Origin of the sequence: Bradyrhizobium sp. LCT2, from assembly GCF_009931255.1 — a bacterium.
GTDB classification, from domain to species: Bacteria; Pseudomonadota; Alphaproteobacteria; order Rhizobiales; family Xanthobacteraceae; genus Bradyrhizobium; species Bradyrhizobium diazoefficiens.
In genome coordinates this window covers 4,715,284-4,737,287 of the sequence record NZ_CP034432.1, presented here as the reverse complement: position 1 = coordinate 4,737,287, position 22,004 = coordinate 4,715,284, and the positions used below count along the sequence as shown (strand labels likewise).

Genomic DNA, 22,004 nt, shown 5'->3' with positions numbered 1-22,004 from the left:
CCCTTCCAAAGGCGACGCTAAGTTCCCGCGGGTTCCATTCAGGTTTTCACGCGGCCCCAACTTTTCGGGAAACACGTCGTCAATTTGCATACAAACGAACAACAAAAAGGGCGCTGAAATCAGCGCCCTTTTGCATCTCATTGAAGCCGCTTTCGCGGCGAATGTGACCGAAGCGATTAACGCTTCGAGAACTGGAAGGACCGGCGGGCCTTGGCCTTGCCGTACTTCTTGCGCTCGACCACGCGGCTGTCACGGGTGAGGAAGCCGCCCTTCTTGAGCACGGTACGCAGCTCCGGCTCGAAATAGGTGAGCGCCTTGGAGATGCCGTGACGGACGGCACCGGCCTGGCCGGACAGACCGCCGCCGGCGACGGTGCAGATCACGTCGTACTGGCCGGAACGCTGGGCCACGGAGAACGGCTGCTCGATCATCATGCGCAGCACGGGACGCGCGAAATAGACCTCGACCTCACGCGAATTGACCGTGACCTTGCCGGCACCCGGCTTGATCCAGACGCGGGCGACCGCGTCCTTGCGCTTGCCGGTGGCATAGGCGCGGTTGAACTTGTCGACCTTCTTCTCGTGCTTGGGCGCGTCGGGCGCGGCCGCCGTCTTGAGCTGCGAGAGCTGGTCGAGCGACTGAATGGATTCGGCCATGTTATGCGGCCCTCGTGTTCTTGCGGTTCAACTTGGCGATGTCGATCTTCTCGGGCTGCTGCGCCTCGTGCGGATGATCGGCCCCGCCGTAGACGCGGAGGTTACCCATCTGCACGCGACCGAGCGGACCACGCGGAATCATGCGCTCGACGGCCTTCTCGAGCACGCGCTCGGGATGCTTGCCCTCGAGGATCTGGCGCGCGGTGCGCTCCTTGACGTGGCCGACATAGCCGGTGTGCTTGTAGTAGGTCTTCTGCTCGCGCTTGCGACCGGTGAGGACCGCATGCTGCGCGTTGATGATGATGACGTTGTCGCCGCAATCAACGTGCGGGGTGTAGGTCGGGAGGTGCTTGCCGCGCAGGCGCATGGCGACGATGGTGGCGAGACGGCCGACGACCAGACCCTTGGCGTCGATCAGCACCCACTTCTTCGTCACCTCAGCCGGCTTTGCCGAAAAGGTTTTCATATCGGAGTTTCCGTGGACGGGAGATATCGGCGCGAACACCGCACCGGACTGCGCGGTTTTCTAGAGAAGAGACGCGCAACGGTCAATGCCCGAAGACGGAAATTACGCTCGTAAAATCAACAGCTTAAAAATATGGTGCTATATTACCTGCAAAAAGCTCAAACATTTGGAATGGAATAGGTCGAGGTGACATGGGCGATCGGATCGGGCGAGGTGCCGGACAAGAGGTTCACTTCCCCGACCGCCAGGCGCTTGCCGAGCTTGAGCAGCCGCGCCTCGGCCAGAACGTCCTGGCCGGGCTGGCCCTTGCGCAGGAAGTTGATGTTGAGATTGGTGGTGACCGCGAGCCCGATCGGCCCGATCGCGGACAGAAGCACCACGTACATCGCGAAATCGGCGAGCGCCATCAGCGTCGGGCCGGACACGGTTCCGCCCGGCCGCAGCATCCTTTCGCTGTAGCGCTGGCGCAAAAGGCAGGTCTGGCCGTCCGCGCTCTCGATCGTGATGTCGCCGCCACTGAAGGCCTGGGGAAACTCGTCACGGAGAAACTGCTCGACCTCCGCCACGCTCATTTTCGCTAACGCCATGCCACCCCCACCCTCGCTTCAGGTCCGCTGTTACATTAGGTTATCTGCATCATCCAATTGCAATAATCCAACTGGAAACGCTTCGATGTCCGTCCAGCCCGCCCGCCCCCCCTTCCCGGAACCGCCGATCCTGCTGCGGGAGATCGTCGGCACCGTCGCCGTGCTCACGCTGAACCGCCCCGCCGCGCGCAACAGCCTGTCGGAGGCGATGATCGGCCAGCTGCATGCGAGCTTCAACGCAATTGCCGAGGACAAGCGCATCCGCGCCGCCGTCATCGCCGCCAACGGTCCGGCCTTCTCCGCCGGCCACGATATGAAGGAATTGACCGCGCGCCGCAGCGACCCCGATCGCGGCCGCGCATATTTCGCCGAGATGATGAACGCCTGTAGCGCGATGATGCAGGCGATCGTGCACCTGCCAAAGCCCGTGATCGCCGCCGTCCAGGGCATCGCGACCGCCGCCGGCTGCCAGCTCGTCGCAAGCTGTGATCTCGCGGTCGCCTCGGAGGACGCGAAGTTCGCCACGCCCGGCGTCGACATCGGCCTGTTCTGCTCGACGCCGATGGTGGCGCTGTCGCGCAACGTTCCGCGCAAACAGGCGATGGAGATGCTGCTGACGGGCGAGCCTGTCACGGCCGACCGCGCCCGCGAGATCGGCCTCGTCAATCGCGTCGTGACAGCGGGTACCGAGCGCGGCGCCGCGATTGCGCTGGCGGAACAGGTCGCGCTGAAATCCGCCTACACGGTCAAGCTCGGCAAGGAGGCGTTCTATCGCCAGGCCGAGATGAGCCTTGCGGACGCCTATCGCTATGCGGCAGAGGTGATGACCGAGAACATGATGGCGCGCGACGCCGAGGAAGGCATCGGCGCCTTCATCGAGAAGCGCGCGCCGACGTGGCGGGATGAATAGCGACGTTTCACGCACCGTCATTCCGGGCGATGCGGAGCATCGAACTATGGTGCGCAATTGCGCACCTGAGAATCTCGAGATTCCGAGTTCGGCTCTGCGAGCCGCCCCGGAATGACGAACGAAAGAAAAAGATGAACCACGACGCCTATCCCGACAATTACATCCGCGCCATCCTCAACAGCGTGAAGTCGATCGCGATGGTCGGCGCCTCGCCGGTCAATGTGCGGCCGAGCTATTTCGCGTTCAAATATCTGGCGCAGCGCGGCTATGACATGATTCCGGTCAATCCCGGCCATGTCGGCAAGGAGCTGCTCGGAAAACCCTTCGTCGCCTCGATGTCCGACATCGGCCGTCCCGTCGACATGATCGACATCTTTCGCAACTCCAGCCACATCATGCCCGTGGTCGAGGAAGCCCTGGCGCTCGATCCGCTGCCGAAGGTGATCTGGATGCAGCTCGGCGCGCGTGACGACGTCGCGGCGGCGAAGGCCGAAGCGGTCGGTATCAAGGTCGTGATGAACCGCTGCCCAAAGATCGAATATGGCCGCTTGTCGTCCGAGATCTCCTGGATGGGCGTCAATTCGCGCACGCTCAGCTCCAAGCGCGCGCCGGCGCCGACGCAAGGCATGCGGCTATCCCTCAATCGGATGAGTGTCGGCGGTGGCGATACCGCGGCATCCGATCGTGCCGCCAAAAACAAGAGCGAGCAAAGCTGACGCAATTGCGAACGATTCTTTTCGCGAACGCGACAATACGCAGAACGATCGTTCCGATGTGAAGCCGCGCCTTGACGGCAGCAGCGGCGCCGATCAGCATGCCGCGCGATTTCAGACCACAAGAACAGGACGCCCTCAATGAGCGATCGCCTTCCGGGATTTTCAACCCTCGCCGTGCATGCCGGTGCACAGCCCGACCCCACGACCGGTGCGCGCGCGACGCCGATTTATCAAACGACCTCTTTCGTCTTCAACGACGCCGACCACGCCGCCTCGCTGTTCGGATTGCAGGCGTTCGGCAACATCTATACCCGCATCGGCAACCCAACCAACGCGGTGCTGGAAGAACGCGTCGCTGCGCTCGAAGGCGGCACGGCGGCGCTGGCCGTTGCCTCCGGCCACGCCGCGCAGGTCGTGGTGTTGCAGCAATTGCTCCAGCCCGGCGACGAGTTCATCGCCGCGCGAAAGCTCTATGGCGGCTCGATCAACCAGTTCACGCATGCGTTCAAGAGCTTCGGCTGGAACGTGGTGTGGGCCGATTCCGACGACATCGCCAGCTTCGAGCGCGCCGTCACCCCGCGCACCAAGGCGATCTTCATCGAGTCCATCGCCAACCCCGGCGGCAGCATCACCGACATCGAGGCGGTCTCGACGGTGGCGCGCAAGGCGGGCGTGCCGCTGATCGTCGACAACACGCTGGCCTCGCCCTACCTGATCCGCCCGATCGATCACGGTGCCGACATCGTCGTGCACTCGCTGACGAAGTTTCTGGGCGGCCACGGCAATTCGCTCGGCGGCATCATCGTCGATGCCGGCACGTTCGACTGGTCGACCGGCGGCAAATATCCGATGCTGTCGGAGCCGCGGCCGGAATATCACGGCATCCGCCTCCAGGAGACCTTTGGCAATTTCGCCTTCGCGATCGCCTGCCGCGTGCTGGGCTTGCGCGACCTCGGGCCGGCGCTGTCGCCGTTCAACGCCTTCATGATCCTGACCGGCATCGAGACGCTGCCGCTGCGCATGCAGAAGCACTGCGACAACGCCAAGGCGGTCGCCGAATTCCTCGCCGGCCATCCGGCGGTGGCCTCGGTCAGCTACGCGGGCCTTGCCAGCGACAAGTACAACCGGCTTGCGCGCAAATACGCGCCAAAGGGCGCAGGCGCCGTGTTCACCTTCAGCCTGAAGGGCGGCTATGACGCCGGCGTCAGCCTGGTGTCGAAACTGCAGTTGTTCTCGCATCTGGCCAATGTCGGCGACACCCGCTCGCTGGTGATCCATCCGGCCTCGACCACGCACAGCCAGCTCGACGACGCCGCCAAGGTGAAGTCCGGCGCCGGCCCCGACGTGGTGCGGCTCTCGATCGGCATCGAGGACAAGGAAGACCTGATCGCCGATCTGGAACAGGCGCTGGGGGCTTAGTTGCCCGTCGTTCCGGGGCGGTGCGAAGCACCGAACCCGGAATCTCGACGTCATTTGCTCATCTCTGGATTCCGGGTTCGGTCCTACCGGACCGCCCCGGAATGACGGACGGCGCATGGTGGCGGCGCCGCCCCTCAGTTAACAGTCATTAACCATATCGGCCGCATACATCGTCTTTGGATCGCCCTTTGATTCGGAGCCGACGATGCTGCGCTGGATGGTGCCTGCCCTTGCGGCGATGCTGACGCTCTCAAGCGCGCTCGCCGCCGACCTTCCGGCCACGCCGAAGCGGCGGGCCGCCGTGCCGCCGCAGGAGGCGCCAACCGTCTATGTCGAGACCGATCCGGATGCGCTGATCTCGCCGGCCTATGGCATCGGCAGCTACGTCCGCAATCTGCCGGGCACGCCGCTGCTGCCCGGCTCTCACACGCTGCCGGGCTATTATGGCCGCCCCTGGGACTACGACTATCAGGGCCCGTATTACGGCGGGAAACAGGTCGACTATTTCTGGCGCCTGCCCTACGCGTGCGGCGTCTACGGCTATTGCTGATCAGCCGGGCTGATGGTGATCAGCCGGGCTGACTGACCGGAACCACGCGCGGCTGCGTCTCGGCAGATTGCCGCGAGGCCAGCCGTTCCGTCTGCATCACCGCGAGCGTCAAGACCGCGATCGCGACTGCCTGATGCGCGAGCGCAAGCCCGATCGGCACCTGGTTGAGCAGCGTGAGGATGCCGAGCACCGCTTGCAGGCTCACCGCCGCAAACAGCCAGAGCGCGCCGCTCGCAGCCAGACCCGCGCGCGAACGCACCGCGTCGAACGTATGCAGCGCCGCCAACACGAACAGCGCATAGGCCGTCATGCGGTGCTCGAACTGCACCGTCAGCACATTGTCGAACATGTTGCGCCACCACGGCGTCTCGAACCACAGCCGCTCGGCGGAGGGAATGAGCGCGCCGTCGATCTCAGGCCAGGTGTTGTAGGCGCGGCCCGCGCGCAGGCCCGCGACCAATGCACCGAAATAGATCTGCACGAAGGTCACGACAAGCAGCAGCGCACTCGTGAACCGCAGCCGCGCGGGCGCGGCGATCTGCGCCCGCTCCTTGAGCCGCCGCACCGTCCAGACGATGCCGGCGAAGATCAGCAGCGCGAGCACCAGATGCGTCGCCAGCCGATATTGCGACACCTCGACCCGCTCCGAGAGACCCGAGGCCACCATCCACCAGCCGACCGCGCCTTGAAGCCCGCCGAGCGCGAACAGCAGCCACAGCCTGCGCTTCAACTCACGGGACAAGCCCCCGCGCCACAGGAAGAACAGGAACGGCAACAGATAAGCGACGCCGATGAAGCGGCCGAGCAACCGGTGGCTCCACTCCCACCAGAAAATCTCCTTGAACTCGGACAGGCTCATGCCCGCGTTGAGCTCGCGATATTGCGGGATCTTCTTGTAGGCCTCGAACGCCTCGGTCCACTGCGCCGCCGAGAGCGGCGGCAGGCTGCCCGTTACCGGCTTCCATTCGACGATCGAGAGGCCGGATTCCGTCAGCCGCGTCGCGCCGCCGACCAGCACCATCAGCGCGATCAGCGCGGCCACGGAAATCAGCCACCAGCGCACGGCGCGATACGGCTCGGACGGGGCGGAAATCGTCGTCATTTCAGGGCGAAACCAAACCTTGTAGCTAAGAGACTTGAACCAGGAGGCTTGAACCGGACTGCGTGCCCCTTATAGTCCCCCGCTCCCGCAGCGCAAGTTACGCAAGAGACCGCGACATTCCGTCATGACGATCCGCACCCGCAAGTTCCTCGGCGCCATCCTGCTCCTGGTGCTGGCTACCGTCTGGGCCCTGCTCGGCATGGCGGCGGCGCAGATGCCGTGGATCGCCGAATCCGGCTGGCGGCAGGCGATCTACTACGTGGTGGTCGGCATGGGCTGGGTGCTGCCGGCGATGCCGATCGTGAGCTGGATGCAGCGGCCCGATCGCGCCAAGCCCACCTAACGCTTCTACGTAACGCTCCTACGTCGCGCGGCCGGTCGGTTTCACCGGCGCAAAGGCGACACCCGACGCCAGCACGCGCAGCATGCGCAACGAGCGCACCCGGCCATCCCAGGAAATGCGCGGCAGCGCGCGCAGATTGGTTCGCCCTTCCGCATCCACGATGCCTGGTATCGCCGACACCGCGCTGGTAAAGCCCGCCTCCTCCGCCATCACCACGTGGCTGCGCCGGAACGAGGCGCGATCGCCGAACGGAAAAGCGAGATGCCTGATCTCGCGGTGGAAGGCCGCTTCCGCAACCACCTTGCCCATCGTCATCTCACGCAGCGCCGCACTATCCTTCATGTTGGCGAGAACGGGATAGTTCACGGTCGCGCTGCCAATCGTGACGAGCGGATCGGCCGCGAGCTTCGCCAGATCCTCCCAATCCATCGACGCTTCGCGCGAGAGCGCAGCCAGATCGATCCGGTAGCGCGTGCAGAGATCGGCGATCGCAGCCGACACATCCGCCGGCGGCAGCGAACGCAGCCAGATCTCGAGATGCGAGAACAGCGCCTGCTTCTCGGCATTATCAGTGACTGTGAAACGCTGCTCCTTCTCGCCCATCATCAGGCTGATGCGGCTCTCGCGCGCGATCACCTGCTCGAGCCCGAGCCACCAGGCCTCTCCGACCCCGTCGGGAAACGCGGTGGGCACATAGATCGTGAACGGCACGGCGTGGCGGGCCAGCACCGGGTAGGCGAACGTGATCAGATCTTTGCTGGCGCCGTCGAAGGTGAGCGCCGCGAAGCGCCGCTTCTCCGGCAGCGTCACTGCACGCCGGCAAACCTCGTCCATGCCGAGGATGTCGTACTTCCAGCGCTTCAGCGCCCGAATGGCACGGTCGAGGAATTGCGGCGTGATCTCGTTCTCGCGCAGCGGCTGAAATCCGCCGCGCCGCCGCGGCCGCACGTGCTGAAAGCGCAGGATGGCGCCAGCTCCACGACTGCGCAGCGCGGCCTGGCCGGTGAACCAGGTCAGCTCATGGCGCAGCCGTTCCAGCCATCTGTCGTCGGATGCCAATATCCCACCTTCGCGCTCGCCGGCGGCCCGTTCCCTCGCCTATTGTCATTACCCTTTGTTGACATTTCTTTGCAAAGGTCGGCCACAGGCCGAATTACGCATATTTTTGATTTCTCGACAGGTTTCGCGAATGACCATGGCTGCGGCGATGCAAAGCCGGACGGCAGAAGCGCCAGCGCGGTCGAAAGCGAGCCGTATCGCGCAGGTCGATATCGTCACCGATCTCGATCAGGCCGAGCCGGTCTGGCGCGCCCTCGAGGAGAGCGGCCACCTCTTCACGCCCTACCAGCGCTTCGACCTGCTTAGCCCCTGGCAGCGGCTGGTCGGCGGCTGCGAGGGCGCGCGCCCCTTCATCGTGATCGCCCGCGACGCCGAACATGCACCGGTCCTGCTGCTGCCGCTCTCGCTGCGCCAAGGCCACGGGGTGCGCACGGCCTGCTTCATGGGCGGCAAGCATACGACCTTCAACATGGGACTGTGGAACGCCGAGTTCGCGGCACAGGCCGTCGCCGCCGATCTCGACGCACTGCTCGCGCCGCTGCGCGAGCATGTCGACGTGCTCTCGCTGACGCAGCAGCCGCTGCGCTGGAACGATCAGCAGAACCCGTTCGCGGCTCTCCCGCGGCAGAGTGCGATCAACGGCTGCCCGCTGCTGGTGATGGAGCCGGGCGGCCCGCCCGCGTCGCGGATCAGCAACTCCTTCCGCCGCCGCCTCAAGAGCAAGGAGAAGAAGCTCCAGGCGCTCGCCGGCTATCGTTATCACCTCGCCACCAACGACGCCGACGTCACCTGCCTGCTCGACTGGTTCTTCCGCGTCAAGCCGGTGCGGATGGCCGAACAGAAACTGCCCAACGTCTTCGCCGAGCCGGGCGTCGAACAGTTCGTCCGCAGCGCCTGCCTGTCGCCGCGCGGCGACGGCCGTGTCATCGACATCCACGCGCTCGAATGCGACGACGAGGTGATCGCGATCTTCGCCGGCGTCGCCGACGGCCAGCGCTTCTCGATGATGTTCAACACCTACACCATGTCCGAGCACGCCCGCTACAGCCCGGGCCTGATCCTGATGCGCTACATCATCGACCGCTACGCCGAGCGCGGCTACCGCTCGCTCGACCTCGGCATCGGCTCGGACGACTACAAGCGGATGTTCTGCAAGGACGACGAGGACATCTTTGACAGCTTCGTGCCGCTGACCTCGCGCGGCAAGCTTGCGGCGATGGCGATGTCCTCGCTCAGCCACGGCAAGCGGCTGGTGAAGCAGAACCAGATGCTGTTCGATCTGGCGCAGCGGCTACGGCGAGCGTTCGGGTAGACTTCGTAGTAACGTAGGGTGGGCAAAGCGAAGCGTGCCCACCACCTCTGCCGCAATCGTTGAAAGGTGGTGGGCACGGCGCAAGTGCGCCTTTGCCCACCCTACGATTCCGAACTCGTGGAGAGAGACCCTTCACCCGTCTCACCCGGCTTCGCTTTCGCGAAGCCACCCTCTCCCACACGGGGCCCACACGGGGAGAGGGTAAAATCTACTAAGCCGCGACCACGCGCGGTCCCGTCTCGCGTGCATCCGACGGCTGGACCGGCCTGCTCAGCATCGTCACCTCGCTGAAGCCGACGGCCTTGAGCTGCTCGCTCATCAGCCTGCGCGCATCCGGCTCCATTGACGCATCGGGCACCACGACGGCGCGGGCATTGGCGGTCAGCAATTCTGCCGGCAGGTCGGAGGCGCTGCCGGCGTCGAGCAGCACGTGGTCGTAGGCGCGAAGCAAGGCGTCGATCGCGAGCGTCACGCGCGGCGATTGCAGCAGGCTGCGGTCGAAGCCGGGACGGCCGGCCATGACCAGATGCAGCCGCGACAGCTTGTCCCGGGTGATCACCTGCGCGAACGAGGCTTCGCCCTGCATCAGCTCGGCAAGGCCGGGCGCCGCGGCATCGACGGACACCGCGGCAATCGTCGGCGAGGATGCGGCGAGATCGACCACGACCACCCGCGCATCGCGCGCCAGGTGCCGGGCCAGCGTCAGCGCCGACAGCGTGACGGCTTCGCCTGGCGCGGTGCCGAGCACCGTGATCTTCTTTGCCGCCGCGGCGCGCAGCCTGTCGGCCAGATGCTCGATCTCGGCAAACTCGGTGACATCGGCATCGGCCGTCATCTCCGGCTGAAGCGGCGCGGGCTCGTCCATGACCGGTTCGACCACCGGCTCGACCATCGGCCGGACGAATGGTTCTTGACGAACCGCCGCCTGTGCCTGCGGCTGCGCCGGAGCAAAGACAGCCGCCGCGCGCGGCGCGGTCTGGCGCAATAGCTCGCCGGTGACGACGACACCGGACGAGAGCAGCAACGTCGCGATGGTTGCGATCAGCACGATCGGAAGCTTCTTCGGATAGGCCGGCGTGTTCGAGACGACGGCGCGCGAAATGATGCGGCCTTCCGCCGGCGCCGTATCGATGCTCTCGCGGGTGCTCGCTTCGCGGTACTTGCCAAGATACGTTTCCAGCAGGTCGCGCTGCGCCTTGGCCTCGCGCTCGAGCGCGCGGAGCTGGACGTCCTGGCCGTTGGTCGAGGTCGCCTGCTTCTTGAGCTGCTCGAGGCTCGTGGTCAGGCCGTCGACCCGGCCACCGGCGATGCGCGCATCGCTTTCGAGCGAGCGGGAGATCTTGGCCGCTTCGTCGCGAATCTGGTTGTCGAGGTCGCCGAGCTGCGCCTTCAGCTCCTTGATCCGCGGGTGATTGCCGAGCAGCGTGGACGACTGTTCAGCGAGCTGCGCCCGCAACGTGACCCGCTGCTCGGACAGCCGCCGCATCAATTCGGAGTTCACCACCTCGGACGCCTCGATCGGCTTGCCGCTCTGGAGCATCTCCTTGATCAGCCGCGCCTTGGATTCCGCATCGGCCCTCATCGAGCGCGCGTTGTTGAGCTGGGTATTGACCTCGCCCATCTGCTGGTTCGACAGCGTCGTGTTGTTGGTCCCGACGAACAGCGACGACTTGGAGCGGAAGTCCTCGACCTTCGCTTCGGCGTCGGAAACCTTCTTGCGCAGATTCTCGATCTCGCCCGCGAGCCATTGGCTGGCATTGCGCGCCTGGTCCTGGCGCGCATTCTGCTGAAGCACGAGATAGCCGTCGGCGATCGAATTGGCGACGCGTACGGCGAGATCCGGGTCAGCCGACTGGAATTCGATCACGATCACGCGCGACTTGTCGACGGCATAGGCCTGGAGGCGATCGTAATAGGCGTCGAGCACCCGCTCTTCCGGCGTCATCGAGAACGGATCGCGGCCGATGCCGACCAGCGCCGCAAGCGACTTCAGCGGCGAAATGCCTTGCAGCACCGGATCGAATTCGGGCCGTTCCGCAAGCTTGTTCTTCTTGATGATCTCGCGCGCGAGATCGCGCGACAGCACGAGCTGTACCTGGCTGGTGACAGCCTCGGGGTCGAGCGCCTGCCGCTCCTCGGTGCTGCGGTCGCTGCTCGGACGCAGGAATACGTTCTCGCGACCATCGATGAGGATGCGCGACTCGGACTTGTAGCGGGGCGTCACGAGATTGACGGCGGCGACGGACGCGACCAGCGCCAGCACCGTGGGCACGATGATCCAGCCGCGCTTGCGGGCGAGCGCGCCGCCGAGCGCGTGCAGATCGATGTCGCCGGATTCACCGGACGCCTGCCTGGTGACAGCAGGCGCAGGCGTTGCTTCGACCTTGGGCGTGGCTTCGGGCTTGGCTTCGGCTTTGGACTTCGAAACAGCCCGCTCGACCACCGCCTTGTCCTTGCCGGCACGCCAGAACGCTAAACGCATCGAACACTCCCGCAGGGCAACGCCACCAAGCTACCTCAACCGGGGCGATTACACTCCATTAAGGTTGCCGCTGGGTTAATCGCGTTAATCCCGCGATGGGCACACGCGCGCCCGTCACCGTTTGTTAACCACGAGGCCTCTTAATCCGTCTCGATATTTCGGAAATTGTTCGGCATTCGCCGTCGAGCGCTGGTTCAGATCATGCCCCCCTCTCCCGACCGGCCGCTTCGCATCCTGCACGCCGTGCGCGCCCCCGTGGGCGGCATCTTCCGCCACATCCTCGACGTCGCTAATGGTCAGGTCGATCGCGGCCACCATGTCGGGATTCTCGCCGACCGCCTCACCGGCGGCGAGCGCGCCGACAAGGCGCTGGCCGAGCTCGCGCCGCGACTGAAGCTCGGCGTGCACCGCATGGCGATCCGCCGCGAGCCGTCGCCCGACGATGTCCTGGTGTGGCTTCGGATGCGGCGCCTGATCGCGGAGCTCAAGCCCGATGTCATGCACGGCCACGGCGCCAAGGCCGGCGCGTTCATTCGCATGCGGCGGCGCTCCGATGACACCATCCGCATCTACACGCCCCATGGCGGCTCGCTGCACTATCCGCTCAACACGTTGAAGGGCGAGTTCTATGCGCGGCTCGAACGCTCGCTGATGGACTCGACGGACCTGTTCCTGTTCGAGAGCGCGTTTGCCCGCGACACCTATCAGCGCATCGTCGGCACACCCAAGGGCGTGGTGCATTGCGTCTTCAATGGCGTGACGCCGGAGGAATTCGAGCCTGTTGTCACCACCGAGGATGCCACCGACCTCTGTTATGTCGGCGAGTTCAGGCACATCAAGGGCGCGGATCTGCTGGTCGATGCCGTGGCGCGCCTGCACGAAGGCGGCAAGAAGGTCACCCTCACGCTCGGCGGCGACGGCGAGGAGACGGCAGCGCTGAAGGCGCAGGTCGAGAGGCTCGGCCTCTCCGGCGCGATCCGCTTCATCGGCCACGTCAAGGCACGCTACGGCTTCTCCAAAGGGCGGCTGCTGGTCGTTCCCTCGCGCGGCGATTCCATGCCCTATGTGGTGATCGAGGCGGGCGCGGCCGGCATTCCCATGATCGCCGCGCGCGTCGGCGGCATTCCGGAGATATTCGGCACGGAGAGCCCGGCCCTGTTCGCGGCAAGCAACGCCGAGGCGATGGCGGAAGCGATTGCGGCCGCACTCGACGATCCGCAGGCGACAGCGCAGCGCGCATCCTCCTTACGCGAGCGCATCTCCGCGCATTTTTCCCAGCAGGCGATGGTTGACGGCGTGATCGCGGGCTATCGCGACGCATTTGCCAATCATTAACCACCCTTAAGGTCGCTTTAGAGATTCTTCCGATTTGTCCGATAATCGAGGTGCCGGGGGATGCTCGCCCGGGGTGCAAGGCTGCGCCACGGGTTTTTGGAATGGACGTGGACGCCCGTGGAACCGCTCAACGCACGCTCGATGCTCGATGCCGCGACCAGTGCCGCGGCCAAGCCGGCTGACCAGCCCTTTGTGGAGCGCCGCCGCCGGCTCTCGCCCGCTGCACTCGACGTCGTCAACCAGAAGGTCGCCCGCGCCTATTCGCCGATCGTGATCACCGGCATCGTACGCCTTGCCGACTTCGCGCTGCTGAGCCTCGTCGGCATCGCGGTCTATGTCGGCTACGTCATGCCGCTTTCCGGCTTCAGCTGGGTATATCCGGAGGAGATCCTCGCCGTCGCGGTCGCCGCCGTGGTCTGCTTCCAGGCCGCCGACATCTACCAGGTGCAGCTGTTCCGCGGACAGCTCCGGCAGATGACGCGGATGATCTCGTCCTGGTCATTCGTTTTCCTGCTCTTCATCGGCATCTCCTTCTTCGCCAAGTTCGGCAGCGAAATATCGCGGCTGTGGCTTGCCGCCTTCTACTTCATCGGGCTCGCAGCGCTCATCGCCGAGCGCCTGGTGCTGCGCTCGCTGGTGCGCGCCTGGGGGCGCGAGGGCCGGCTCGACCGCCGGACCATCATCGTCGGCTCCGACAGTAACGGCGAGCAACTGGTGGAGGCACTGAAGGCGCAGGACGATTCCGACATCCACGTACTCGGCGTGTTCGACGACCGCAACGACAGCCGGGCGCTGGACACCTGCGCCGGCGCGCGCAAGCTCGGCAAGGTCGACGATATCGTCGAGTTCGCCCGCCGCACCCGCGTCGATCTCGTGCTGTTCGCGCTGCCGATCTCGGCGGAAACGCGCATCCTGGAGATGCTGAAGAAGCTCTGGGTGCTGCCGGTCGACATCCGCCTGTCCGCCCACACCAACAAGCTGCGCTTCCGTCCGCGCTCCTATTCCTATCTCGGCGAAGTGCCGACGCTCGACGTGTTCGAGGCGCCGATCACCGACTGGGACCTCGTGATGAAATGGCTGTTCGACCGTGTCGTCGGCGGCCTCGCGCTGCTCGCAGCCCTGCCGGTGATGGGACTGGTGGCGCTGGCGGTGAAGCTCGACAGCCCCGGCCCGGTGCTGTTCCGCCAGAAGCGCTTCGGCTTCAACAACGAGCGCATCGACGTCTACAAGTTTCGCTCGATGTACCATCACCAGGCGGATCCGACGGCCTCGAAGGTCGTGACCAAGAACGATCCGCGCGTAACCCGCGTCGGCCGCTTCATCCGCAAGACCAGCCTCGACGAGCTGCCGCAGCTCTTCAACGTGGTCTTCTCCGGCAACCTCTCCCTGGTCGGCCCGCGCCCGCATGCGGTGCAGGGCAAGCTCCAGAGCCGCCTGTTCGACGAGGCCGTCGACGGCTATTTCGCCCGCCACCGCGTCAAGCCCGGCATTTCCGGCTGGGCCCAGATCAACGGCTGGCGCGGCGAGATCGACAATGAAGAGAAGATCCAGAAGCGCGTCGAGTTCGACCTCTATTACATCGAGAACTGGTCGGTGCTGTTCGACCTCGTCATTCTCCTGAAGACGCCGATCTCGCTGCTGACCAAGAACGAGAACGCGTATTGAGTTGTTTGCGTCAAGAACGCGCTGTCATCGCCCGGCTTGACCGGGCGATCCAGTAAACGCCGGCGGCGAACGTCGCCACTGACGGCGCGGAGTACTGGATGCCCCGCCCCCGTGCGCAAGCGCGCACTAGGCGGGGCATGACGGCGGAAGTTGTGTGTACGAGTAGCGTGAGCGTGTGATGGCGTATGCGGCGACAGCCGGGGAGATGAATGCAGCGGTTCGCGCTGCGCCCGGCGTGCTGGCCCTCCAGCGCGCGCTGGTGTGGCTGGTCGGCGCCTCCGGCGCCATCGTCTTCATCGAACCCAGCCCCTACGAGATCGTGACGCTGCTCGCCACCGTCACCTTCTTCGCCACCGGCCTGCGCCTGCGACTCGCGCTGATGCCGCTGCTGCTGGTGCTGGTCCTGCTCAATGTCGGCTACACCATCAGCGCGATCCCGCTGTTCGAACAGCCCGAGGTGGTGAGCTGGATCGCGACCTCCTGGTACATGGCGGTGACCGTGGTGTTCTTCGCCACGATCACGTCCGAGGACACCGCGGCCCGGCTCGATATGCTCCGCCGCGGCCTCGTGGTCGGCGCGATGATTGCCTCGCTGTCGGCGGTCGCCGGCTACTTCCACCTGATTCCCGGCGGAGACGACCTCCTCACGCTCTACGGACGTGCGCGCGGCACGTTCAAGGACCCGAACGTGCTCGGCGCCTTCCTGATCCTGCCGGCGCTGTTCGCGCTCCAGAGCGTGGTCTCTGACAAGCCGGCTAAGGCCTTCCGCAACGTCATCGCCTTCGGCATCATGTCGCTGGCGATCCTGCTCGCCTTCTCCCGCGCCGCCTGGGGCGGGCTGGTGCTGACCTCCGCCTTCATGCTGGCGCTGATGGTGCTGACCAGCCGCACCAACGCGCAGCGCTCGCGCATCGTCGTCATGGCGATCGTCGCCGCGGTGCTGGGCGTCGCGCTGATCGCGGTGCTGCTGTCGTTCGATTCCACCGCCGAGATGTTCAAGCAGCGCGCCAGCTTCGACCAAAGCTATGACGAGGGCCGCTTCGGCCGGTTCGGCCGGCACATCCTGGGTGCGGAGATGGCGCTCGACCTGCCATTCGGGATCGGCCCCCTGCAATTCCACCGCTTCTTCCCCGAGGACACCCACAACTCCTATCTCAACGCCTTCATGTCGGGCGGCTGGCTGTCCGGCGTGTGCTATCCCGCGCTGGTCTTCACCACGGTGATCACGGGCTTCCGGCACATCTTCGTCCGCGTGCCCTGGCAGCGCGCCTATCTCGCCGTGTTTTCAGCCTTCGTCGGCACAGTCGGCGAAAGCTTCGTGATCGACACCGACCATTGGCGGCACTTCTGGATGATGCTGGGCGCGATGTGGGGCATGGTCGCGGCTGCCCAAGTCTATAAGACTAGGGCTGGCGACGAAGCTTCTTCAGCTTGAGATCGGGACGCTTCTCCGGCGGCGTGTCGAGGAGGCTCTTCAGCGCTTCAGTGGCGGCAAGCACGCCCTTGTAGCCCTCCGTCGCGAAGCGCAGCAAAAGACGCAGCTCCTCGTCGGAATAGGCGCCGAAGACCTTCTCCATCGCCTGCTGCATCGGCACGTAGAACTGGCCGATCTTCATCGCCGCCTCCGGCACGACCGCGATGAAGACCTTGCGGCGGTCTTTCTCGTCCCGTTCGCGGCGCACGAGGCCAGCCTTCTCGAGCCGGTCGATCACGCCGGTGATGGCGCCCGTCGTGAGGCCTGTCACCTCGGCGAGCCGGCCCGCGGTGACGCGTCCCTCGAGATAGAGGATGTCCATGCATTCGAGGTCGGAATTGGCAATTCCGGCAACGTTCGCAACGGTCTGGCCATAAAGCACGCCCTGCGCGGACGACCGGCGCATCGCCTCCTCGAGCTCCTGCAACAGCGCCGCGCGCGCCTTCGTCCTTGACAAGGCCGACCTCATATCTTAGTCGATATATATCTTAGTCACTAAGAGATTTAGCGACCGTAATTTCTCCTAGCACCACGGAAACGTCGGGAGCAAGCCATGTCCAACCGTCCCCGCAAGGCCCTGATCATCGGCGCCGGCATCGCCGGGCCCGTCGCCGCCATCCTGCTCCGCCGCGCCGGCATCGAGTCCGCGATCTACGAGGCCTGGCCCTATTCGAAGGGTATCGGCGGCGGCCTTCAGATCGCGCCGAACGGCATGCATGTGATGGACGAGATCGGCCTTTCGAACGAGTTGATCAGCCGCGGCTCGGTCGCGGAGGCCTTCGACTTCTATTCGCAGGAAGGCCGAAAGCTCGGCTCGATCAACCGCGACATGCAGCGCCGCTTCGGCCAGCCCGCGGTGAACGTCTGCCGCGCCACGCTGAACGAAATGCTGATCGACAAGGCCTGGTGCGCCTGCGTCTCGCTCTATTTCGAGAAGCGCCTGATCAAGATCGAGGACCGCGGCGACCAGCCGATCATCGCCTACTTTGCCGACGGCACCACCGCCGAAGGCGACTTCCTGATCGGCGCAGACGGCGTGCATTCAATCACGCGACGCCAGGTGGTGCCGGACGGACCCCGGCCCTTCGACACCGGCCTGATCGGCTTCGGCGGCTTCGTGCCGCACGCCGTGCTCGACGGCAGGCCGATCGGCCGGCACGTCGAGACCACGTTCGGCCAGAGCGGCTTCTTCGGCTACGGCTATTGCAGCCCGGATCCGAACGACGGCGTGATGTGGTGGAGCACGCAGCCCGCGCACGGCATGGACGCGGCGATGTTCCGCGCGCTCGATGCGGCGACACTGAAGCAGCATCTGCGCGGCTTCCATCGCGGCTGGCACGATCCGATCCCCGACATCATCGAGGCGGCCGAGAACATCGTGGTCACCGACACGCTCGATGTCGCGACCTTGCCGACCTGGTCGCGCAAGCGCTCGCTGCTGATCGGCGACGCCGCGCATGCGACCAGCCCCCATGCCGGCCAGGGCGCCTCGCTAGCGCTGGAGGACGCGATGCGGCTCGCGCGCCTGATGCAGGACGGACAGGAGCTCGGCACCACCTTCCAGGCCTTCGAAGCCGAGCGCCGCCCGCGCACGGAAAAGATCGTCGCCATGGCCCGCCGCAACGGCAACAGCAAGCGCGAGTTCAGCGCCACCGGCGCGTGGATGCGCAATCAGATGCTGAAATGGCTGTTGCCGCTGGGCTCGAAGAGCATGGAGTTCATGTACGCGTATGATGCGCGGGCGGTGTAGCGCGAACACGGTGTCATCGCCCGCGAAGGCGGGCGATCCAGTATTCCAGAGACAGCGATAAGATACGGAGAAGCCGCGGCGTACTGGATGCCCCGCCTTGGCGGGGCATGACAGCGTCTGTGATGCGGCCCTATCCCTCCACCTCGAACGTCAGCCCAGCGTGGTCCTGCAGCCGCTTGATCAGCCTGTGCTGCATCGCCGCGCCCGGGGTCCAGAAGCCGGCAGCGACGTCCGGCGTGTCGCGCAGCATGCAGATCGCACATTCCGAGATCATCTTGGACGTCGAGCCGTAGCCGGGATCGCGGTCGCCGGTGACGCCGGCGCGGACCATGCGGCCGTCAGGCGCGATCGCGACATAGAGCAGATTGAACAGACCGTTCTCCCGCTCTTCCTTCGACGGCCCCTCACCCGGCTTCGGCGCCTTCGGACCGGTCTTTTCGGCGTTGACGGCCATCACGCGCTTCGCGTTGGCCTCGCCCTTCTCGCCGGGACCGGTCAAGACCATCTCGTCGTAGACGAACTCCTGGCCGTAAGGGAATCCCATCAGCATGTTGGAGCGATGGACGTTGCGCGTGTTGATCAGCGCCATCATGAACGGCGCGGCCCAGGATTGCAGATCCTCCTCGAACGCCGCCTTGTTGCCTTTCGGCTGCTTTGGTCCGGCAAACCCGGGCGTCAGCGCGAAGTGGTCGTTGAGAATGGCGACAAGGCTGAGATCTTTCGCGACAGCATCGAAGGTCGCTTTCGCACTCGCCGCGGTGCCACCCGACAGCGTCCCGCGCATGTCGCGCACGCGGCCCTTCACGCGCGCAGCCGCTGCGCCGAACACGCGCTTGGCTTCCTCCTGGACGAAGAACGTACCGAGCTCGAACGGCACGGAATCATAGCCGCAGGAAAACACGATGCGCGCGCCGCTCGCCTTGGCCGCCGCCTCGTACTTGTCGATCATCTGCCGCATCCAGACGGGCTCGCCGCAGAGGTCGAAATAATCCGTGCCGCCAGCGACGCAGGCCGCGAGCAGCTCTTCGCCATAGATTTGATACGGACCGACCGTCGTGATCACCGACTTGGTCTGCGCGACCATTGCCTTCAGCGAGGCGGCATCGGACGCATCTGCCACGATCAGCGGCGTATCCGCGGGCGCGCCGATCGCCTCGCGCACCGATTTCAGCTTGTCGAGGCTGCGGCCCGCCATCGCCCATTTCAGCGCCTTGTCGTCTTTGTAGTGCGCCGCCAGATATTCGGCGACGAGTTGGCCGGTGAAACCGGTCGCACCGTAGACGACGATGTCGAATTTCGCAGAGCTCATGACTGGCCTTTACTTTTTCGCGTAACTCACGCCCATGCCGGCACGGACGTCGCTTTGAATGCCATAGGGCGGAATCGGATAGCGAAGGCCGTTCTTCGCCAGCGCCTTCATGCCCTGGATCGCCTTGGCGAGATGCGAGGGCTTCAGGGCCATCAGCATCTCCTCGTCCGGCACGCCGCCATAGCGCCGTTCGGCATAGCATGGCAAGGACAGGCTGGGCTCCCCGGTCTTGAGCGCCCGCCCCCACGAATCCGCGCAAGCGGTCTCCCCGACCACGCCCCATTCGAACTTCTTGTAGCCGGTATATTGCAGCCCGTTGATCAGGATGATCATCTGCCCGGGCGTCGCATAGACGAGGCAGATGTCGGGCGGATCGAGCCGGCCGCTGGCGAGCGGGCTGACCGCGAGCGCCTGATAGTGCCCGAACGGCACCACGTCCAGCGCCTCCTGGCGCTTGCGCGCGTCCTCCGCCGTGCCGTGCCAGACCCCGACGTAATTTTCGCCGGCGAGCCATTTGTCGTCCTGGGGGCTAAGGCCAATCACCGCGCGGCACTGGGCACCGACAAGATCGTCGGCGGTGATGCCGACGGTCCACCCCAGACGCGCGGCCATGCTGACGATCTGGTCGGTGGTGTGGATCGCGTTCGGCCGCCGGATTTTCGGGATCGCTTCCATGTCCGCGGCGCGTGCGAACAGCTTCATGCCGATCACCGTGGTCTTCAGCCGCAACAGGCTATTGAGATCGGCGACAAGGCCGGCAAGATCGATGTTCTCAGCGCTCTGCTGCTGCATGGCGTCCTCCGGGCCGGCGATCGTGCGCCGGTGCTGTGTTCTTGTTTTGCGCCTCTCGTTCTAGTCCTTGCCCGGCCCCGGAAGCAACTCGCCGGTCCGGCCCATGACGCGGTAAGTCAACAGGCCGATCCATTCGCGCATGGCGACGTCGGTCCTGCCGAGCCCCTCCTTGCCGATATGGGTGAACGCGAAGAGATCGTCACGCCCGCCCATTCGCCAGTCCACCGGATAGGCCTCGACGTCAAATCCGGCCTTGTGAAAGATCCCCATCGCGCGCGGCATGTGGAAAGCCGACGTCACCAGGAGCCAGCGCTCGCCCGGCTTCGGCGACACCAATTGCTTGGTGAAGACCGCATTCTCCCAGGTGTTGCGCGAGTCCCGCTCGACGATCAGGCGCTCCTTCGGGATCCCGAGGCTTTCCAGGATCGGCGCGGAGTAGTCGGCCTCCTTCGCATCGGTGGAGACGAGGTTCGCCGAGCCGCCGGTGAAGACGATGCGCGCATTCGGATAGCGGCGCGCGAGCTCGGCCGGTGCCAGCATGCGATCGGCTGCGGACGCGACCACCGGCGTGCGATGTGCGGCCGACAGATCGGTGTCGACGGAGCCGCCGAGCACGATGATGCCGTCGGGCGCGCCCCGCGACGGGTCCCACTTCGGAAAGCGCGACTCCAGCGGATAAAGCAGGAGGTTGCCCAGCGGCGAGAACGCGGCGAGCGCCAGCAGGACCAGCGTGGTCACCGCAAGCTTGCGGCCGAGCGCCGCAAAGCGCGTCAGCATCAGCACCAGCGACAGGATTCCGAGCTCGACCAGAAGATTGATCGGCAGCAGCGCCGTGCCGAGGGTCTTGGAAAGAACGAAATACAGGGGGAGCCTCGCTGGAATGATCGGGTCATGCGCGGGCTTGACCGGCCCGTCCATCTTAAATCTTCTTGAAAGAGGATCGATCGCCCGGTCAAGCCCGGGCACAGCAGTTCAAACCGAACGGACGGCCGCAAATGACCCATCATCACCTGCATTCAAGCCCCGAAACCTGCCATTGGGGCTTCTTCGAAGCCGCGCTCGAGCCCGTCCTCACGGTCAAGAGCGGCGACGAGGTGACGGTCGACACCATCAGCGGCAGCCCGGACGTGCTGCCCGACCGCGACAAATTTCACATTCCGCCGGAGATGCACGAGGTCCACGCGAAGAGTGAGCGCATGCTGCCCGGCCACATCCTCACCGGACCGATCGCGGTCGAGGGGGCCGAACCCGGCGACGTGCTCGCGGTCGAGATCCTCGACGTCCAGCTCCGGCAGGACTGGGGCTGGAATCTGATCAGGCCGCTGTCCGGCACCCTGCCCGACGATTTCCACGAGACGCGCATCCTCAACATCCCGCTGGATCGGACGCGAATGGTCGGCCGCATGCCCTGGGGCCTCGACCTGCCGCTGAAGCCGTTCTTCGGCGTGATGGGCGTTTCGCCGCCGCCGGCCTGGGGCCGTATCTCCTCGCTGGTCCCGCGCGCCATGGGCGGCAATCTCGACAACAAGGAGCTCGGCGCCGGCGCGACACTGTACCTGCCGGTGTTCGTCCCGGGGGCGCTGTTCTCCTGCGGCGACGGCCATGGCGTGCAGGGCGACGGCGAGGTTTGCGTCACCGCGATCGAGACCGCGCTCCAGGGCCGCTTCCGCCTGACGCTGCGCAAGGACCTCAGGCTCGACTATCCCCGTGCCGAGACGCCGACGCACTACATGACCATGGCGATGGACCCCGATCTCGACCAGTGCGTGGTGCGCGCGCTGCGCGACATGATCGCGCTGCTCGGCGAGACGCGTAACCTGTCGCGCGAGGACGCCTACACGCTGTGCAGCCTGGCGGCCGATCTGCGGGTGACCCAGACCGTCAACGGCTCCAAGGGCATCCATTGCATGATCGAAAAGGTGATCGTGCACGGCTGAGCCGCCGGCGCCTTCCCTGACCCGTTGACGCCACGCCGCCGCCCGGTCTGCCGCGCGGCGCGCCGCGCCGTGCCCAATTTCTCAAGCGATTCCAATGAGCTGAGACGCCGATTCAGTTCGGATTTGACTTCCGGCCTCGA

Annotated in this window: 21 protein-coding genes; 11 read left to right on the top strand and 10 right to left on the bottom strand. The window is 65.4% G+C overall.

The window, feature by feature from the left end; all coding sequences use genetic code 11:
- Window positions 1-176: 176 nt before the first annotated feature.
- The 3 genes from rpsI to EI171_RS22895 form a co-directional block, all read right to left on the bottom strand.
- Window positions 177-656, bottom strand: a complete 480-nt coding sequence (rpsI, locus tag EI171_RS22905; RefSeq protein ID WP_011087725.1) for a 30S ribosomal protein S9 — start codon at window positions 654-656, stop codon at window positions 177-179.
- 1 nt (window position 657) lies between these two features.
- Window positions 658-1,122: a 50S ribosomal protein L13 gene (gene rplM / locus EI171_RS22900; RefSeq protein ID WP_011087726.1), complete on the bottom strand. Its 465-nt coding sequence runs from the start codon at window positions 1,120-1,122 to the stop codon at window positions 658-660.
- Window positions 1,123-1,280: 158 nt separating this feature from the next.
- Window positions 1,281-1,709: a PaaI family thioesterase gene (locus EI171_RS22895; RefSeq protein ID WP_011087727.1), complete on the bottom strand. Its 429-nt coding sequence runs from the start codon at window positions 1,707-1,709 to the stop codon at window positions 1,281-1,283.
- A gap of 85 nt (window positions 1,710-1,794) precedes the next feature.
- Here EI171_RS22895 and EI171_RS22890 point away from each other — a divergent pair, with 85 nt between their 5' ends.
- The 4 genes from EI171_RS22890 (at window position 1,795) to EI171_RS22875 (ending at window position 5,304) form a co-directional block, all read left to right on the top strand.
- The gene (locus tag EI171_RS22890) at window positions 1,795-2,619 is read left to right on the top strand and encodes an enoyl-CoA hydratase (protein WP_038966315.1); all 825 of its coding nucleotides are present in this window, start codon (window positions 1,795-1,797) and stop codon (window positions 2,617-2,619) included.
- A 131-nt stretch (window positions 2,620-2,750) separates the two neighbouring features.
- Window positions 2,751-3,335, top strand: a complete 585-nt coding sequence (locus tag EI171_RS22885; protein ID WP_038966316.1) for a CoA-binding protein — start codon at window positions 2,751-2,753, stop codon at window positions 3,333-3,335.
- Between the two features lie 138 nt (window positions 3,336-3,473).
- Window positions 3,474-4,754 (top strand): O-acetylhomoserine aminocarboxypropyltransferase, encoded by a 1,281-nt coding sequence (locus EI171_RS22880; RefSeq protein ID WP_011087730.1) that lies wholly within the window; start codon window positions 3,474-3,476, stop codon window positions 4,752-4,754.
- Window positions 4,755-4,959: 205 nt separating this feature from the next.
- Complete coding sequence (locus EI171_RS22875) at window positions 4,960-5,304, top strand: hypothetical protein (protein WP_028171673.1); 345 nt, start codon at window positions 4,960-4,962, stop codon at window positions 5,302-5,304.
- 19 nt (window positions 5,305-5,323) lie between these two features.
- Here EI171_RS22875 and EI171_RS22870 read toward each other — a convergent pair whose 3' ends face one another.
- Window positions 5,324-6,406 carry a COX15/CtaA family protein gene (locus EI171_RS22870; RefSeq protein ID WP_161534753.1) on the bottom strand — a complete coding sequence of 361 codons (1,083 nt, stop codon included), beginning with the start codon at window positions 6,404-6,406 and terminating at the stop codon, window positions 5,324-5,326.
- Between the two features lie 124 nt (window positions 6,407-6,530).
- On the opposite strand from EI171_RS22870, the gene EI171_RS22865 reads away from it, so the two are divergent.
- Window positions 6,531-6,749, top strand: a complete 219-nt coding sequence (locus EI171_RS22865) for a DUF2842 domain-containing protein (RefSeq protein WP_011087732.1) — start codon at window positions 6,531-6,533, stop codon at window positions 6,747-6,749.
- 18 nt (window positions 6,750-6,767) lie between these two features.
- Here EI171_RS22865 and EI171_RS22860 read toward each other — a convergent pair whose 3' ends face one another.
- A complete protein-coding gene (locus tag EI171_RS22860; RefSeq protein WP_161534752.1) occupies window positions 6,768-7,808 on the bottom strand; it encodes a polysaccharide deacetylase family protein in 1,041 nt (346 codons plus the stop codon).
- A 130-nt stretch (window positions 7,809-7,938) separates the two neighbouring features.
- On the opposite strand from EI171_RS22860, the gene EI171_RS22855 reads away from it, so the two are divergent.
- Window positions 7,939-9,120: a GNAT family N-acetyltransferase gene (locus EI171_RS22855; RefSeq protein ID WP_161534751.1), complete on the top strand. Its 1,182-nt coding sequence runs from the start codon at window positions 7,939-7,941 to the stop codon at window positions 9,118-9,120.
- 211 nt (window positions 9,121-9,331) lie between these two features.
- Here EI171_RS22855 and EI171_RS22850 read toward each other — a convergent pair whose 3' ends face one another.
- Window positions 9,332-11,602: an exopolysaccharide transport family protein gene (locus EI171_RS22850; RefSeq protein ID WP_161534750.1), complete on the bottom strand. Its 2,271-nt coding sequence runs from the start codon at window positions 11,600-11,602 to the stop codon at window positions 9,332-9,334.
- 201 nt (window positions 11,603-11,803) lie between these two features.
- Between EI171_RS22850 and EI171_RS22845 the strand changes: the two genes are divergently transcribed.
- From EI171_RS22845 to EI171_RS22835, 3 genes are all read left to right on the top strand, one after another.
- Window positions 11,804-12,937 carry a glycosyltransferase family 4 protein gene (locus EI171_RS22845; protein ID WP_028171668.1) on the top strand — a complete coding sequence of 378 codons (1,134 nt, stop codon included), beginning with the start codon at window positions 11,804-11,806 and terminating at the stop codon, window positions 12,935-12,937.
- 117 nt (window positions 12,938-13,054) lie between these two features.
- Window positions 13,055-14,602, top strand: a complete 1,548-nt coding sequence (locus tag EI171_RS22840; RefSeq protein WP_161534749.1) for an undecaprenyl-phosphate glucose phosphotransferase — start codon at window positions 13,055-13,057, stop codon at window positions 14,600-14,602.
- A 178-nt stretch (window positions 14,603-14,780) separates the two neighbouring features.
- Window positions 14,781-16,037, top strand: a complete 1,257-nt coding sequence (locus EI171_RS22835) for an O-antigen ligase (RefSeq protein WP_161534748.1) — start codon at window positions 14,781-14,783, stop codon at window positions 16,035-16,037.
- Here EI171_RS22835 and EI171_RS22830 read toward each other — a convergent pair.
- The gene (locus tag EI171_RS22830) at window positions 16,006-16,482 is read right to left on the bottom strand and encodes a MarR family winged helix-turn-helix transcriptional regulator (protein ID WP_049832408.1); all 477 of its coding nucleotides are present in this window, start codon (window positions 16,480-16,482) and stop codon (window positions 16,006-16,008) included. The genes EI171_RS22835 and EI171_RS22830 overlap by 32 nt on opposite strands.
- Before the next feature lie 147 nt (window positions 16,483-16,629).
- Here EI171_RS22830 and EI171_RS22825 point away from each other — a divergent pair, with 147 nt between their 5' ends.
- Window positions 16,630-17,826 (top strand): FAD-dependent monooxygenase, encoded by a 1,197-nt coding sequence (locus tag EI171_RS22825; protein ID WP_060912454.1) that lies wholly within the window; start codon window positions 16,630-16,632, stop codon window positions 17,824-17,826.
- Between the two features lie 130 nt (window positions 17,827-17,956).
- Here the strand turns inward: EI171_RS22825 and EI171_RS22820 are convergent, their stop codons facing one another.
- From EI171_RS22820 to EI171_RS22810, 3 genes are read right to left on the bottom strand one after another with little or no spacing between them, the layout of a single operon-like run.
- The gene (locus EI171_RS22820; protein ID WP_011087741.1) at window positions 17,957-19,135 is read right to left on the bottom strand and encodes a trans-acting enoyl reductase family protein; all 1,179 of its coding nucleotides are present in this window, start codon (window positions 19,133-19,135) and stop codon (window positions 17,957-17,959) included.
- A 9-nt stretch (window positions 19,136-19,144) separates the two neighbouring features.
- Window positions 19,145-19,927, bottom strand: coding sequence for a DUF169 domain-containing protein (locus EI171_RS22815; RefSeq protein ID WP_161534747.1), 783 nt, complete (start codon window positions 19,925-19,927; stop codon window positions 19,145-19,147).
- Between the two features lie 60 nt (window positions 19,928-19,987).
- Window positions 19,988-20,791: a YdcF family protein gene (locus EI171_RS22810; protein ID WP_197982525.1), complete on the bottom strand. Its 804-nt coding sequence runs from the start codon at window positions 20,789-20,791 to the stop codon at window positions 19,988-19,990.
- 131 nt (window positions 20,792-20,922) lie between these two features.
- Between EI171_RS22810 and EI171_RS22805 the strand changes: the two genes are divergently transcribed.
- A complete protein-coding gene (locus EI171_RS22805; protein WP_161534746.1) occupies window positions 20,923-21,864 on the top strand; it encodes an acetamidase/formamidase family protein in 942 nt (313 codons plus the stop codon).
- The last annotated feature ends 140 nt before the right edge of the window (window positions 21,865-22,004 follow it).